13 protein-coding genes and 1 pseudogene are annotated in these 13,196 nt (G+C 69.1%); 11 read left to right on the forward strand and 3 right to left on the reverse strand.

What is annotated here, in order from left to right; translation table 11 throughout:
* Positions 1 to 8 precede the first annotated feature (8 nt).
* Complete coding sequence (gene coaBC / locus A176_RS12085) at positions 9 to 1,244, forward strand: bifunctional phosphopantothenoylcysteine decarboxylase/phosphopantothenate--cysteine ligase CoaBC (protein WP_002638683.1); 1,236 nt, start codon at positions 9 to 11, stop codon at positions 1,242 to 1,244.
* Here coaBC and A176_RS12090 read toward each other — a convergent pair.
* A complete protein-coding gene (locus A176_RS12090) occupies positions 1,241 to 1,672 on the reverse strand; it encodes a PaaI family thioesterase (protein WP_002638682.1) in 432 nt (143 codons plus the stop codon). The genes coaBC and A176_RS12090 overlap by 4 nt on opposite strands.
* Positions 1,673 to 1,841: 169 nt before the next feature.
* Here A176_RS12090 and A176_RS39310 point away from each other — a divergent pair, with 169 nt between their 5' ends.
* From A176_RS39310 to kdd, 3 genes are all read left to right on the forward strand, one after another.
* Positions 1,842 to 2,861, forward strand: a complete 1,020-nt coding sequence (locus A176_RS39310; RefSeq protein ID WP_002638681.1) for a uracil-DNA glycosylase — start codon at positions 1,842 to 1,844, stop codon at positions 2,859 to 2,861.
* Between the two features lie 28 nt (positions 2,862 to 2,889).
* Positions 2,890 to 3,897: an alpha/beta hydrolase gene (locus tag A176_RS12100; RefSeq protein WP_002638680.1), complete on the forward strand. Its 1,008-nt coding sequence runs from the start codon at positions 2,890 to 2,892 to the stop codon at positions 3,895 to 3,897.
* Positions 3,898 to 4,070: 173 nt separating this feature from the next.
* Complete coding sequence (gene kdd / locus A176_RS12105) at positions 4,071 to 5,102, forward strand: L-erythro-3,5-diaminohexanoate dehydrogenase (protein ID WP_002638679.1); 1,032 nt, start codon at positions 4,071 to 4,073, stop codon at positions 5,100 to 5,102.
* 362 nt (positions 5,103 to 5,464) lie between these two features.
* On the opposite strand, the gene A176_RS12110 is transcribed toward kdd, so the two are convergent.
* A complete protein-coding gene (locus tag A176_RS12110; protein WP_002638678.1) occupies positions 5,465 to 6,082 on the reverse strand; it encodes an ankyrin repeat domain-containing protein in 618 nt (205 codons plus the stop codon).
* Positions 6,083 to 6,261: 179 nt separating this feature from the next.
* Positions 6,262 to 7,797 carry a catalase gene (locus A176_RS12115; protein WP_002638677.1) on the reverse strand — a complete coding sequence of 512 codons (1,536 nt, stop codon included), beginning with the start codon at positions 7,795 to 7,797 and terminating at the stop codon, positions 6,262 to 6,264.
* Between the two features lie 261 nt (positions 7,798 to 8,058).
* On the opposite strand from A176_RS12115, the gene kamD reads away from it, so the two are divergent.
* From kamD to A176_RS12145, 7 genes and pseudogenes are all read left to right on the forward strand, one after another.
* Positions 8,059 to 9,609 (forward strand): lysine 5,6-aminomutase subunit alpha, encoded by a 1,551-nt coding sequence (gene kamD, locus A176_RS12120; protein WP_002638675.1) that lies wholly within the window; start codon positions 8,059 to 8,061, stop codon positions 9,607 to 9,609.
* The gene (locus tag A176_RS12125; protein WP_002638674.1) at positions 9,606 to 10,085 is read left to right on the forward strand and encodes a hypothetical protein; all 480 of its coding nucleotides are present in this window, start codon (positions 9,606 to 9,608) and stop codon (positions 10,083 to 10,085) included. The genes kamD and A176_RS12125 overlap by 4 nt, the downstream gene beginning before the upstream one ends.
* A gap of 4 nt (positions 10,086 to 10,089) precedes the next feature.
* Positions 10,090 to 10,875 (forward strand): lysine 5,6-aminomutase subunit beta, encoded by a 786-nt coding sequence (gene kamE, locus A176_RS12130; protein ID WP_002638673.1) that lies wholly within the window; start codon positions 10,090 to 10,092, stop codon positions 10,873 to 10,875.
* Positions 10,872 to 11,270 carry a 3-aminobutyryl-CoA ammonia lyase gene (gene kal / locus A176_RS12135; protein WP_002638672.1) on the forward strand — a complete coding sequence of 133 codons (399 nt, stop codon included), beginning with the start codon at positions 10,872 to 10,874 and terminating at the stop codon, positions 11,268 to 11,270. Before kamE ends, kal begins: the two co-directional genes overlap by 4 nt.
* The gene (kce, locus tag A176_RS12140; RefSeq protein ID WP_044889077.1) at positions 11,267 to 12,094 is read left to right on the forward strand and encodes a 3-keto-5-aminohexanoate cleavage enzyme; all 828 of its coding nucleotides are present in this window, start codon (positions 11,267 to 11,269) and stop codon (positions 12,092 to 12,094) included. Before kal ends, kce begins: the two co-directional genes overlap by 4 nt.
* Positions 12,095 to 12,194: 100 nt before the next feature.
* A pseudogene (locus A176_RS39875) lies at positions 12,195 to 12,622 on the forward strand (hypothetical protein).
* A 6-nt stretch (positions 12,623 to 12,628) separates the two neighbouring features.
* The gene (locus A176_RS12145) at positions 12,629 to 13,006 is read left to right on the forward strand and encodes a DUSAM domain-containing protein (RefSeq protein ID WP_002638670.1); all 378 of its coding nucleotides are present in this window, start codon (positions 12,629 to 12,631) and stop codon (positions 13,004 to 13,006) included.
* The last annotated feature ends 190 nt before the right edge of the window (positions 13,007 to 13,196 follow it).

Consider the following 13,196-nt stretch of genomic DNA (forward strand, 5'->3'; position numbering starts at 1 on the left):
GAAGCCGCATGGACGTGACGGCACTGAGAGGCCGCCGAGTGGTTGTCGGCGTAGGCGGTGGCATCGCGGCATACAAGGCCTGCGAGTTGGTGCGGGAGTTGTCGCGCGCCGGGGCCGAGGTCCGGGTGGCCATGACGGAGGCCGCGCGCCAGTTCGTCACCCCGCTGACCTTCCAGGCGCTCAGCGGCCATCCCGTGCTCACGGACTACTTCGACCCCGCCCAGGAGGGGAACTTCGGCCACCTGGACCTGGCGCGTTGGGCCGAAGCCTTCGTCATCGCTCCGGCCACGGCGGACCTGCTGGCGCGCATCCGCGCGGGCATGGGGAACGACGCGGTGACGACGTCACTGCTCGCCTTCCGGGGCCCGGTGGTGCTGTCTCCCGCGATGAACGTGGCGATGTGGGACAACCCGATGACGCAGGAGAACCTGGCGGCGCTCCTGCGCTACCCCCGTTTCACGCGGGTGGGGCCGGGCGCGGGCCTGCTGGCGTGCGGCGACGTGGGCGAAGGGCGGCTGGCGGACGTGCCCGCCATCGTCGATGCCGTCGCGGCGCGTTTCGGGGCCGGGCCCCTGGCCGGGAAGCGGGTGCTGCTGACGGCGGGCCCCACGCGTGAGTTCCTGGACCCGGTGCGGTTCATCTCCAATCCCTCCACGGGGAAGATGGGCATGGCCCTGGCGCACGCGGCGCGGAGCCTGGGCGCGGAGGTGACGGTGGTCCTCGGCCCCGTGGGCACCGTGGAGCGCGGCGGTCTGGACATCGTGGACGTGGTGAGCGCGGACGACATGGCGCGCGAAGTGCTGGCGCGCGTGGGCAACGCGGACGCATTCATCGCCACGGCGGCGGTGAGTGATTGGCGGCCGGAGACACGGGCCCCGCAGAAGGTGAAGAAGGGCGCGGCCGGAACGCCCGAGGCGTTGACGCTCGTGCGCACGCCGGACGTGCTCGCCGAGGCGTCGCGGAAGGTCGCCGCTCAGGCGAAGCGGCCGGTGCTGGTGGGCTTCGCGGCGGAGACGGAGCGGGTGCTGGAGCACGCGCGCGACAAGCTGGAGCGCAAGGGCCTGGACGCCATCGTCGCCAACGACGTGACGGCGCCGGGCGCGGGCTTCGGCACCGACACCAACCAGGTGACGGTGCTCACGCGCGCCGGGGCGCAGCGTGAACTCCAGGGCTCCAAGCACGAGGTGGCGCGCGCCATCCTCGAGTTCCTGCTGGTGTCCGCGCCGTCACGGGCGAACGGCTAGCGCGGGTCCATCACCGCGAGGGTGACGGTGGTCTTCGAAACGAGGCGCGGCGTGCCCTCCTGGACGGCGTGGACCTCGGACTCCGTGACGATGAGCCGACGCCCGGCGCGCAGCACCCGGGCCTTGCAGCGCAGCTCCTCGCCGGAGGCCGTCTGGAGCAGGTGGACGGTGAAGCTGGTGGACAGCGCCCGTTGCCCCTTTCGCAGGACGGTGTAGGCGGCGGCCCCCGCCGTGTGGTCCGCGAGCGTCGCCTGGACGCCCGCATGGATGACGCCGTCCTGCTGGAGGTGGCGGGGCTGGACCCTCAGCCGGGCCTCGACTTCACCGGGACGGATGGCCGTGGGCTCGATGCCCAGGTCCACGACGAAGCGCGCCATGGTGAACACGGCCTCCGTGTCCTGAAGGTAATCCGGGTTCTGGGCTTCCATGGTGTGGGGCTCCTGGGGGCGCGCCCCCGGTTCGCGCGGCAACATCGCACGCCGCCGGGCGAGACAGGGGGCCGGTGGTGCCCGGACCGCCTCTGGCGGGGGGCGAACAGCCGTCTGGGGCGTCCGCTTCCTTGCGCCCGGGCGCTACGTCCGATACCGATCCAGGACCGTGAATGAAAACACGCCCGATGCCTCGCAGGACCTGAGCGCCCTGCTGGACGATGTGCGCCGCCATCTGCTCTGGCAGGAGGAGGCCGCCGGCCGGGTGCTGATGATTGACGCCAAGGCGGCGCTGGAGCTCCAGCGCTCGGGCCCGTCGCTGAGGGAGCGCTTCGCCCGGACCCACGGTGCGCCGGACGCCGCGCCAGCGCCCCAAGCGCCGCGTGCCGAGCCGCCGCCGCCCCGGATGCCCACGGTGCCAGAGGCTCGCCCCGCCGGCTGGGAGCGGCCCGTCGCGGCACCGCAAGCAGGGCAGGGTGCCACGGTGCCCGCGAGGATGCCGCCGCCCGCGGAAGCACGGCCGCCGGTGTCCCGCCCACTGGCGGCGGGGATGCTCGTGGACGCGCCGCCGCGGCAGTCACCGCCGACTTCCGGCCCCCCGCCTGGCGCGTCGAGTGGGGAGCGGCCCACGCTGGACGAGATTCGCCGCGACCTGGGGGACTGCCGCCGCTGCAAGCTGTGCACGGGGCGCAAGAACCTCGTGTTCGGCTCGGGCAACCCGCGGGCGGAGCTGGTGTTCGTGGGCGAAGGCCCGGGGGAGAACGAGGACCTGCAAGGGGTCCCCTTCGTGGGCGCGGCCGGCGAGCTGCTGACGAAGATGATTGGCGCCATGGGCTACCGCCGCGACGACGTCTACATCTGCAACGTCGTGAAGTGCCGGCCGCCGGGGAACCGCAACCCAGAGCCGGAGGAGATCGCCGCGTGTGAGCCGTTCCTGCGCGCGCAGCTCGCGGCCATCCAGCCCAAGGTGGTGGTGGCGCTGGGCAAGTTCGCGGCGCAGACGCTGCTGCGCGACAGCACGGCCATCACCCGCCTGCGTGGCAACTGGCGCACCTACGAGGGCATCCAGCTCATGCCCACCTTCCACCCGGCGTACCTCCTGCGCAGCCCCGCGGAGAAGCGCAAGGCGTGGGAGGACCTGCAAGCGGTGATGAAGGTCCTGGGGAAGCAACCTGGTTCGCGCGCGTAGCCGCGGGCCCGAGGAAGGGAATGCACGGATGAATGGATTGCTGGAGTCGAGTGAGCTGCTGTCGCCCGCGCTGGAGTCGAACCCGCTGGGAGACCCGGCTCGCCGCAAGCTCACCGTGTACCTTCCTCCCGGCTACGGCGCGGGCGAGCGGCGCTACCCGGTCGTCTACTTCCTGCATGCCTTCGGCAACAGCGGGGGCTCGTGGACGAACGCCTCCGGCTTCGCGCCCACCGTCCCCCTGCGCCTGGACGCGCTCATCGAATCCGGCGCGATTCCGCCCGTCATCGGCGTCTTTCCGGACGGCTGGACGTCGCTGGGCGGCAGCCAGTGGGTGAACAGCGATGCGATTGGCCGGTACCGCGACTACCTGACCAAGGACGTGGTGGGGTACGTGGACCGCACCTACCGCACCCTGCCGAAGGCCGCCTCGCGCGCGGTGGTGGGGCACAGCTCCGGCGGTTATGGCGCGCTGGTGATGGGGCGCTACCACCCGGACCTGTTCTCGCACGTGGGCATGCACGCGGCGGACGCCTACTTCGAATACTGCTACCTGCCGGACCTGCCGAAGGCCGCGGCGGCGTTGCTCAAGGCGGGTGGGGTGGAGGCGTGGCACGCGGACTTCCACGCGCGCGTGCGCGAGACGAAGATGCGCGGTGACGACTTTCCGGTGGTGAACGTGCTGGCGATGGCCGCCGCGTACTCCCCGAAGAAGGGCGAGCCGCTCAACCTGGAGCTGCCCTTCGACGTGAACACGGGCCGGCTGCGCCTGGACGTGTGGAACCGCTGGTTGGTGCACGACCCGGTGCGCTTCGTGCCCAAGTTCATGGACGCGTTCCGGAAGCTCAAGACCGTCTATCTCGACTGTGGGACGCGCGACGAGTTCAACATCCGCTGGGGCACGCGGATGCTCGCCGAGGACTTCAAGAACGCGGGCGTGGAGCGCGTCCACGAGGAGTTCGAGGACGGCCACTCCGGCGTGTCCTACCGCTTCGAGCGCTCGCTGTCCGTCCTGGTGCCGAACCTGGCGCAGGAGTGACGCAACCGGACACCGGGGCGTTTCGCGTGGGCGGGATGCCCGCTGCGGGACGCCCCGCGCCGCTTCGGTGACGTGGCGCTGGCCATTCCCCCGCCGGAGCGGGTAGACGCCTCCCTGGGTGCGCCCCGCCGTGAGTGGGCCGGGCGCCCGCCACACCTCAGGGAGACGGGAACATGAGCATCGACCTCTACGGACTGTCCCGCGTCGTCGGCGAGAAGGGCGTACTGCCCCAGCGCGCCAAGCAACTGGACCCGTCGCTGCCGTGCCGCGAGTCCGAGCTGCTCATCGACGTGGAGAGCCTCAACATCGACGCCGCGTCCTTCAAGCAGATCAAGGGCGAGGTGGGTGGTGATGCGAAGCGCATTGGCGAGCGCATCCAGGAAATCGTCCGCGAGCGGGGGAAGATGCAGAACCCCGTCACCGGCTCGGGCGGCATGTTGATTGGCCGTGTGAAGGAGCTGGGCGCGAAGCACCCCGCGCGTGAGTTCCTCAAGGTGGGGGACCGCATCGCGACGCTGGTGAGCCTCACGCTGACGCCGCTGGTCATCGAGGAAGTGAAGGCGGTGCACGCCGACATCGACCGGGTGGACATCCGCGGCCACGCGCTGCTGTTCGCCAGTGGCATCTACGCCAAGCTGCCCACGGACATGCCGGACACGCTGGCGCTGGCGGCGCTGGACGTCTGTGGCGCTCCCGCGCTCGTGGCGCGTCACGTGCGGCCGGGCATGACGGTGGCGGTGCTGGGCGCGGGGAAGAGCGGTGCCCTGTGCCTCGCGCAGGCGCGGCGCAACCTGGAGAGCCGCGGCAAGCTGCTCGCGCTGGACGTGTCGCAAGGCGCGCTCGACGCGCTGTCGGGCATCGGCCTGTGTGACGTCGCGCTGAAGGTGGACGCCACGCAGGGCGTGGACGTGATGGAGGCCGTGAGCCAGGCCACGGACGGTCAGCTCTGCGACCTGGTCATCAACTGCGCCAGCGTGGGCAACACGGAGATGGCCACCATCCTGTCGGTGAAGGACGGCGGCACGGCCATCTTCTTCTCCATGGCCACCAGCTTCACGGCGGCGGCGCTGGGGGCCGAGGGCGTGGGCAAGGACGTCACCATGGTGGTGGGCAACGGGTACGTGCCCGGCCACGCGGCGCTGACGCTCGACCTGCTGCGCACCGAGCCGGAGCTGCTCCAGCTCTTCGCCACGCGTTACGTTTAGTCGGCGCGCGCCGCCCGAAGTCCCGCCGGGGTTGCTCGACGGCCGGACTTCTGGCGGCAGTCCGCGCTCGTTGCCAGGGCTGCCGGCTCCAAGCCTCCTGGAGCTGCGGCTCGAGGCGCCAGCGTCACCCGCGTTGCGTGAAGTCGGGACTCCTGGCGGTAGCCAGCCGCCCTTCCCGGGGGCGTCGGCTCCATGTCTCCTGGAGCTGCGGCTCGAGGCGCCAGCGTCACCCGCGTTGCGTGAAGTCGGGACTCCTGGCGGCAACCAGCCGCCCTTGTCGAGGGCGTCGGCTCCATGTCTCCTGGAGCCGCTGTCCGAGGCGCCAGCGTCACCCGTGACCGGTTGTCGCCGCGGCCCTGGCTTCAGTGCGCCGCCGCGGAGGGCTCGGGTGCCTCGGGCGTTTCCGGCACCGGGGCCCGCGGCTCCTGCGTGAGCGCCCAGTCCTGGGCGCTGCGTCCGCTGCCATCGCGCACCTCGGACGAGGCGCCTTTCTGTCGGAGCTGCTCCACCACCTCCTTGCGGCCGAAGAGGGACGCGAACATCAGCGCCGTCTGGCCAAAGCGGTTGCCCTGGTCCACCGCGCAGGGCTGCTGGTTCAACATGCCCACGATGTCCGCGTAGCCCTTGAAGGCGGCGCCCATCAGCGCGGTGTTGCCGTTGTTGTCCCCGGCGCAGGCATCCGCGCCAGCGGCGAGCAGCGCGCGCACCGTCTCCGCATGTCCGTGGTACGCGGCGAGGATGAGCGGGGAGAACCCGCGCGCATCCCGTGCCTCCACGGGCGTCCCCGCCTTGACGAGCCCCGCCACCAGGTCCGTTTCACCCGCGCGGGCGGCGGCCAGCAGGTAGCGCTCGGCGTCGCTGGTCGCCAGCAGCCGTCCCTGGGGCGCGGGCGTCGTGCGCAGGGACATCCACGCGGCCGTCAGCACGCCGCCGCCCAGCATCATCAGCGCCAGGGTTCCCAACAGCAGTTTGCGAATCATGTCGGACTCCAGAAGCGAAGGTGCTGCTCCCGCTGAGGGAAGACCGGGACGCGACGACGGCGGCGTGAGGGGGAGACTCGCCACCCGGTGACATCACGCCCCGGCCTTCTCGCAGGGAGAGCGGCGGAGTGGGGCCGGCCCCTGGCGAACGGCGCGCCAGGGACCGGAGCCAGGGGAACTCAGCGGGCGGCGAGCGGGGCCACGGCGGCCTTGGCGTCGTCCACCTTCACGTTGACCGCCTTGGCCAGGCGGGTGCCGTAGTCGGCGTTGGCCATGAAGAAGTGGCCCACCATGCGCGCCTTGATCTTCGCGTCACGCACCTGGTTCAGGTCGGCGGCCAGGTTCTTGATGAGGCGGTCCTTCCCGCCCGCGTCGAGCGCGGCGTAGAAGGCGCCCGCCTGGGCGAAGTTGTCCGTCTTCTCGATGCCGCGCTGCTGCGTGGTGCCACTGAGCGCCGCGTTGGAGAAGAGGAACTCGGGCGCGTCCTGCGTCTCCCGGGTGACGCTGGGCTCGTAGTTCACGTCCGACTTCGTGTTGGCGGAGTTCATGCTGCCCGCCTGGCTGTTGTTGTTCACCGCCGCGCGCGCCTTGTTGATGGGCAGCGACTGGTAGTTGGCGCCAATGCGGTAGCGCTGCGTGTCCGCGTAGGAGAAGAGGCGACCCTGCAGGAGCCGGTCCTCGGAGGGCTCGATGCCCGGCGGCTGCACGCCCGGGGAGAAGGCCGCCTGCTCCGTCTCCTCGAAGAAGTTGTCCGGCATCTTGTTGAGCGTGAACTTGCCCAGCTTGATGGACGGCACCTGGGCCTCGGGCCAGAGCTTCGTCGCGTCGAGCGGGTCGAAGCTGAACTTATCCAGCTCCTTGGGGTCCAGCACCTGCACGCTCAGCTCCCACGAGGGGAACTTGCCCGCGCCAATGGACGCGTAGAGGTCCGAGGTGGCGTGCTGGTGGTCCTGCCCGACCACCCGCGTGGCCTCGTCGGCGGTGAGGCTCTTCACGCCCTGCTGCGAGGCCCAGTTGAACTTCACGTACTTGTACTCACCCTTCGCGTTGACCAACTTGAAGGAGTGGACGCCGTGCCCGTTCATCTGGCGGTAGTTCGCCGGGATGCCGATGTCCGAGTACACCTGCGTGAGCATGTGCGTCGACTCGGGCTGGTGCGAGAAGAAGTCGAAGAAGCGGTTCGGGTCCTGCTTGTTGGTGATGGGCGACGGCTTCAGCGAGTGCACCATGTCCGGGAACTTGATGGCGTCGCGGATGAAGAAGATGGGCAGGTTGTTGCCCACCAGGTCCCAGTTGCCCTCGTCCGTGTAGAACTTGAGCGCGAAGCCGCGAGGATCGCGCAGCGTCTCCGGCGAACCGGACGGATGGATGACCGTGGAGAAGCGCACGAACATCGGCGTCTTCTTGCCCTTGGCGGAGAAGATCGACGCGCGCGTCAGCTTGGAGAAGTCGCCGTAGCTTTCGAAGGTGCCGTACGCGCCGGTGCCGCGTGCATGGACCACGCGCTCGGGGATGCGCTCGCGGTCAAAGCGCGCCAGCTTTTCGATGAGATGGAAGTCCTCCAGCAGGATGCCGCCACGGGGGCCCGCCGTTTTGGAGCTCTGGTTGGTCCCAACGGGAGAGCCGGTATCCGTCGTGAGGGGAGGCGGCGTGGCGGCAACAGCGGCCGAGCCGCCAAGAAGCATGGCCGACAGCAGCAGGGAGCGGGTCTGCAAGGGATTCTCCGTGTCTTGGGGGATGAGACGACCCCTACCAAAGCACTCCTCATGCCGTTGCTTCGTGAGCAATAAAGTCAGTGACTTACGAGTGGTGTTCAAGCGACATCACCGAAGTATCGGTGGAATCACCGCTCCGTCGGTGGCCCCGTTCACCGCCCCATCGGTGCTGTGAGCCGCGAACCGGTAATGCGGTGCGGCAACGCTCCAGGGGTGTGTATCGGCGCTACCGGCTTCCGCCCGGGCGGGTAAGGTGCGCTCATGCCAGGCCCGTTCATTGAAGATGCGCGAATCGATCATGCGCGCAAGCTGGCGGACGAAATCGTCAACCCGATCTTCGACCTCATCCGCCGTAACACCACTGTTTCGACCGAGCGCACCGTGTTGCGCTTCTTTGGAATCTCCGGAGCTGGCGCGCGAGGCGTGCCGCTTGCCAACCTGATGGTGGACAAGCTGAAGGCCGCCGGGGTGCTCAACAAGGGCGCCGCCTATTGGTACGGCCGTGCGCTGGAGCTGGGGGCGAAGAGCCCGCTGGAGGCCGTGGAGCGGCTGACGGCGCTTCCCACCGAGAAGCTCGCGCCCCTGTCCGCCGAGAAGGAGCACAACCTCCGCGAAGAGGTCCGCGCCGAGGCGCGCGCCGCGATGGAGGACTTGAAGGCGCGCATCGCGCAGCGCGACGCATTGCAGAAGCAGTTCCCCATGCCGCCCGCGCCGCACAAGTACGTCATCGTGGCCACGGGCAACATCTACGACGACGTGGACCAGGCGCGCGCGGCGGCCCAGGCGGGCGCGGACGTCATCGCCGTCATCCGCTCCACGGCCCAGTCGCTGCTGGACTACGTCCCGCACGGCGCGACCACGGAAGGCTACGGCGGCACCTACGCCACCCAGGAGAACTTCCGCATCATGCGCGAGGCCCTGGATGACGAGAGCCGCAAGCAGAAGCGCTACATCCAGTTGACCAACTACTCGTCCGGCCTCTGCATGTCGGAGATCGCGTTCTGCGCGGCCTACGAGAAGCTGGACATGCTGCTCAACGACGCGATGTACGGAATCCTCTTCCGTGACATCAACATGCGGCGCACGTTCATCGACCAGTACTTCAGCCGCCGCATCTGCGCCCTGGCCGGCATCATCATCAACACCGGCGAGGACAACTACATCACCACGGCGGACGCGTACGACGCGGCCCACACCGTCATCGCCAGCCAGTTCATCAACGAGTGCTTCGCCAAGCGCGCGGGCCTCAAGGACTGGCAGTTGGGCATTGGCCACGCGTACGAAATCGACCCGTACCGCGAGGACACGCTCCTGTTGGAGCTGTCGCAGGCCATGCTGGTGCGCCGCTGCTTCCCGGACGCGCCGCTGAAGTACATGCCGCCCACCAAGCACAAGGAGACGGACATCTTCTTCAGCCACGCATACGACGTGATGGCGAACCTGGTGGCCATGTGGACGCGGCAGGGCATCCAACTCCTGGGCATGATGACGGAGGCCATGCACACGCCGCTGCTCGCGGACCGCTACGTGGCGCTCAAGTCCGCGGCCTACATCCACCGCGCGGCGCGGGGCATCGACGAGGAGTTCACCGTTCGCGAGGACGGGAAGATCGCCAACCGGGCTCGCGAGGTCTTCGCCCGGGCGGAGCAGCTCCTCCAGGAGTGCCGTGACGAGGGCATGGTGACCGCCATCGGCCGGGGCCACTTCGGTGACGTGAAGCGCGAGGAGACCGGCGGCAAGGGCCTGGACGGCGTGCTGGAGAAGGCGCCGGATTACTTCAACCCGTTCCTCGACCTCCTGGAGGCGCAGTGATGCTCGGTTCAGTGCTTGCCATGGTTCTCTCCGCGGGCGGCTCCGCGGACGCGCTGGCGCAGGTCCAGGTGAAGAACATCTCCCTCAGCGTTCCCGCGTCGTGGAGCCGCGCGGAAGAGGAGGGGACGTTCAAGTTCCAGGCGCCCAGCGGGGATGCGTACTTCCTGGTGGACGTGGGCGCCGTGCAGACGGCCGGCATGAAGGCCCAGACGTGCGTGGACAAGATTGTCGCGTCCATTGGCGGAAAGGGCTGGGAGCGCTTGAAGGTGGGCGCCCAGCCGGCGGCGAAGCGTCAGGAGACGGACGTGGCGCCGGATGGCAGTGGCGCGGTGGATTCCGTGACGTATGTGGGCTGCGACGGGAAGACGACGTGGTCGGTCATCTTCTATCTGGAGCAGACGAAGCAGGAGCGGTTCGCGCCGCTGGCCCAGAAGGTGGGCACCAGCGTCAAGATTCAGCGGGCCCGGGGGAAGTGAACCGATGGTGAAGCCGAGCAAGCAGATCATCCGTCCCTACGGCGACCGGCGGGACGACGGCGTGGTGCAGTTGTCGTTCACCCTGCCGGTGCCGCTGTCCGAAAAGGCCAAGGAGGCCGCCGCCGTCTTCACGAAGAAGATGGGGTTCTCCGACGTGAAGGTGGCCGCCGCCGAGCGCGCCGCGGACAGCTACACGTTCTTCGTCGTCTACGCGCGGTCGTCCGTCGCGCTGGACTACTCCGAAATCGACGTGCCCGAAGTCGTCGTGAAGAAGATGTCCTTCGACGACCTCAACGCCTTCATCAAGGAGAAGGTGAAGCGGCGCATCGTGGTGTTCGGCGCCTGCACGGGCACGGACACGCACACGGTGGGCATCGACGCCATCCTCAACATGAAGGGCTACGCGGGCGACTACGGCTTGGAGCGCTACGCGTGGTTCGAGGCCTTCAACCTGGGCAGCCAGGTGCCGAACGAGGACCTCATCAAGAAGGCCATGGCGCGCAACGCGGACGCCATCCTGGTGAGCCAGGTCGTCACCCAGCGTGACGTGCACAAGGACAACTCGCGGCACTTCATCGAGGCGGCGAAGGCCGCGGGCATCCACGGCAAGGTCCAGCTCCTGCTGGGCGGGCCCCGCGTGGACCACAAGCTGGCGCTGGAGCTGGGCTTCGACGCCGGCTTCGGGCCTGGCACCAAGCCGTCCGACGTGGCGAACTACATCGTCCATGCGCTGCTCAAGAAGGAAGGCAAGGAGCCGCAGGACGCGCACTACCAGGGGGAGCCCCAGTGAGCACGGGAACGAAGGCGGTCATCCGGCTGCGCATGAGCAGCCACGACGCGCACTACGGCGGCAACCTGGTGGACGGCGCGCGCATGCTGGGGCTCTTTGGCGACGTGGCCACGGAGCTGTGCATCCGCAGCGACGGCGACGAGGGCCTGTTCCGCGCCTACGACGCCGTGGAGTTCCTGGCCCCGGTGTACGCGGGGGACTTCATCGAGGCGGAGGGTGAAATCGTCAGCGCGGGCAACACGTCGCGCAAGATGCGCTTCGAGGCGCGCAAGGTCATCAAGCCGCGGCCGGACGTGAATGACTCGGCGGCGGACGTCCTGGCGGAGCCGGTGGTGGTGTGCCGGGCCACGGGGACGTGCGTGGTGCCCAAGGACAAGCAGCGGGGGGCGAAATGAGCGCGCCCATGGTCATCACCGCGGCCATGGTGGGCGCGGAGACGACGCGCGAGCAGACACCGCACCTGCCCATCACCGCGGAGGAGATCGCCGAGGACGCCGTGCGCTGCCGTGAGGCGGGCGCGGCGATGGTGCACCTGCACGTGCGCACGGCGGACGGCAAGCCGTCGCAGGACGCGGAGCTGTTCCGCGCGGCCATCCGCGCCATCCGCAAGCGCACGGACGTGCTCATCCAGACGTCCACGGGCGGCGCGGTGGGCATGACGGTGGACCAGCGCTGCGGGCCGCTGACGCTCACCGGCGAGGACCGGCCGGACATGGCCACCTTGACGACGGGCACGGTGAACTTCGGCGAGGACGTCTTCTGGAATCCCCGGCCGCTGGTGCGCGACATCGCCAGGCGCATCCGGGATGCCGGGCTGCGGCCGGAGCTGGAGTGCTTCGACGTGGGCATGATTGACGAGGCCCGTTACCTGGCGAAGGAAGGGCTGGTGGACCTGCCGGCGCACTTCGACTTCGTGCTCGGGGTGCCGGGCACGTTGCAGCCGCGTCCGGAGGTGCTGGACTTCATGATCGCCTCGCTGCCGGAAGGCTCCACCTGGACGGTGGCGGGCGTGGGGCGGCACCAGCTTGCCTACGTGGACGAGGCGGCGAAGCGGGGCGGCAACGCGCGCGTGGGCCTGGAGGACAACATCTACGTGTCCAAGGGCGTGCTCGCGAAGGGCAACTGGGAGCTCGTCGCGGAGGCGGTGAAGCGCGCGCGGGCCCACGGCCGGGAGCCGGCGACGCCGGAGCAGGCGCGCAAGCTGTTGCGGTTGTCGTAGCACCGTCGAGCGTGATGGCCGCCGCCCGAGTCCTGCCGGGCGGCGCCCTTCACCGGAGTACTGACGCTTGGTGCCAAGTTGTCAGCTAGGCTCGCTTTCCATGGAAAAGCGGAGCGCAGGACTTGGCCTCTCGTGCCTCTTTGCCGTCGTGTCGCTGGGCTGTGCCAGCAGTAGCGCCACCAGCACGACGCTCCAACGCGATGCCTATGCCCTGGCGTCTTGCACCGACACGGTGTCGTGCTGCCTCCAGCGCAACCCGGGAATGCCCGAAGCGTGCGGCCTTTCGGCGAGCGAGGCGGCATCGCATCTGGCCGGCGTCAAGATGGCCATGGAGGCGACGGACGACGCGCCCTCCGTAGATGATGCTCACAACGCAGAGCTGCCCGAGTGGAAGCGCCGCTGCATTTCGACATATGCCGAGTGCAAAAACGACGATTGGCGGGGGCCTGCTACGCCTGCTTTCGCTACTGCGAGGGGCAGCAGGAGTGGCCCCTCAACAAGTGTCGCCCGCGCACGGGCAAGAGGTAATCGCTCATGACCGACGATCTCGAATGGGAGCCAGTTCGCGCGCTGGCACGGCGAATCCGAAGCGGGGAGTCGCTGACGCTGACGGACGAGGTGAAAGCGCTGTTGATACGAACCGCTCCCGAAGTGGGCATCAGCGCCGCCGATGCCACTCAAGCACTCGGCTCGCGCGCCAGTGCGGAAGCGCTGCTCCTGGAGTGCGCGCGTCGCATCAAGGAGGGCTCGGATCGCATCGTGGACGCGCTCTATCGCGCCAAGCGCTATCGGCAGGCGGGGGACTACGACAATGCCCGGCAGGAAATGCGCGATGTGCTCGCCGTCGAAGTGGTGCCGCTCTACCGCGAGATAGCGGAAGGCCAGCTCGAGGACCTGGCAGATGCGCCGTAGCGCGGGCCTCGCAGGGACAAGAGGAGATGGGCATGTTCCGAAGCGCTCGATTGGGACCTGGTCCAAGCGCTGGCTCGGCGTGTTGATGGATTGCTCGAATCCTGTCCAGCGGCGCCCGATGCCCGATTGTCCGGGATGCGCGGGTTTCGCTAGCTTGCCGCGGCCATGCGAACACCGTCTACGCCGCCCG

Origin of the sequence: Myxococcus hansupus, from assembly GCF_000280925.3 — a bacterium.
Classification (GTDB): domain Bacteria; phylum Myxococcota; class Myxococcia; order Myxococcales; family Myxococcaceae; genus Myxococcus; species Myxococcus hansupus.

What these genes read in the sequence shown, in the direction of transcription:
- coaBC (WP_002638683.1), top strand. Translation starts at nt 9, where the DNA reads ATGGACGTGACGGCACTGAGAGGCCGCCGAGTGGTTGTCGGCGTAGGC.
- A176_RS12090 (WP_002638682.1), bottom strand. Translation starts at nt 1,672, where the DNA reads ATGGAAGCCCAGAACCCGGATTACCTTCAGGACACGGAGGCCGTGTTC.
- A176_RS12100 (WP_002638680.1), top strand. Translation starts at nt 2,890, where the DNA reads ATGAATGGATTGCTGGAGTCGAGTGAGCTGCTGTCGCCCGCGCTGGAG.
- kdd (WP_002638679.1), top strand. Translation starts at nt 4,071, where the DNA reads ATGAGCATCGACCTCTACGGACTGTCCCGCGTCGTCGGCGAGAAGGGC.
- A176_RS12110 (WP_002638678.1), bottom strand. Translation starts at nt 6,082, where the DNA reads ATGATTCGCAAACTGCTGTTGGGAACCCTGGCGCTGATGATGCTGGGC.
- kamD (WP_002638675.1), top strand. Translation starts at nt 8,059, where the DNA reads ATGCCAGGCCCGTTCATTGAAGATGCGCGAATCGATCATGCGCGCAAG.
- kamE (WP_002638673.1), top strand. Translation starts at nt 10,090, where the DNA reads ATGGTGAAGCCGAGCAAGCAGATCATCCGTCCCTACGGCGACCGGCGG.
- kce (WP_044889077.1), top strand. Translation starts at nt 11,267, where the DNA reads ATGAGCGCGCCCATGGTCATCACCGCGGCCATGGTGGGCGCGGAGACG.
- A176_RS12145 (WP_002638670.1), top strand. Translation starts at nt 12,629, where the DNA reads ATGACCGACGATCTCGAATGGGAGCCAGTTCGCGCGCTGGCACGGCGA.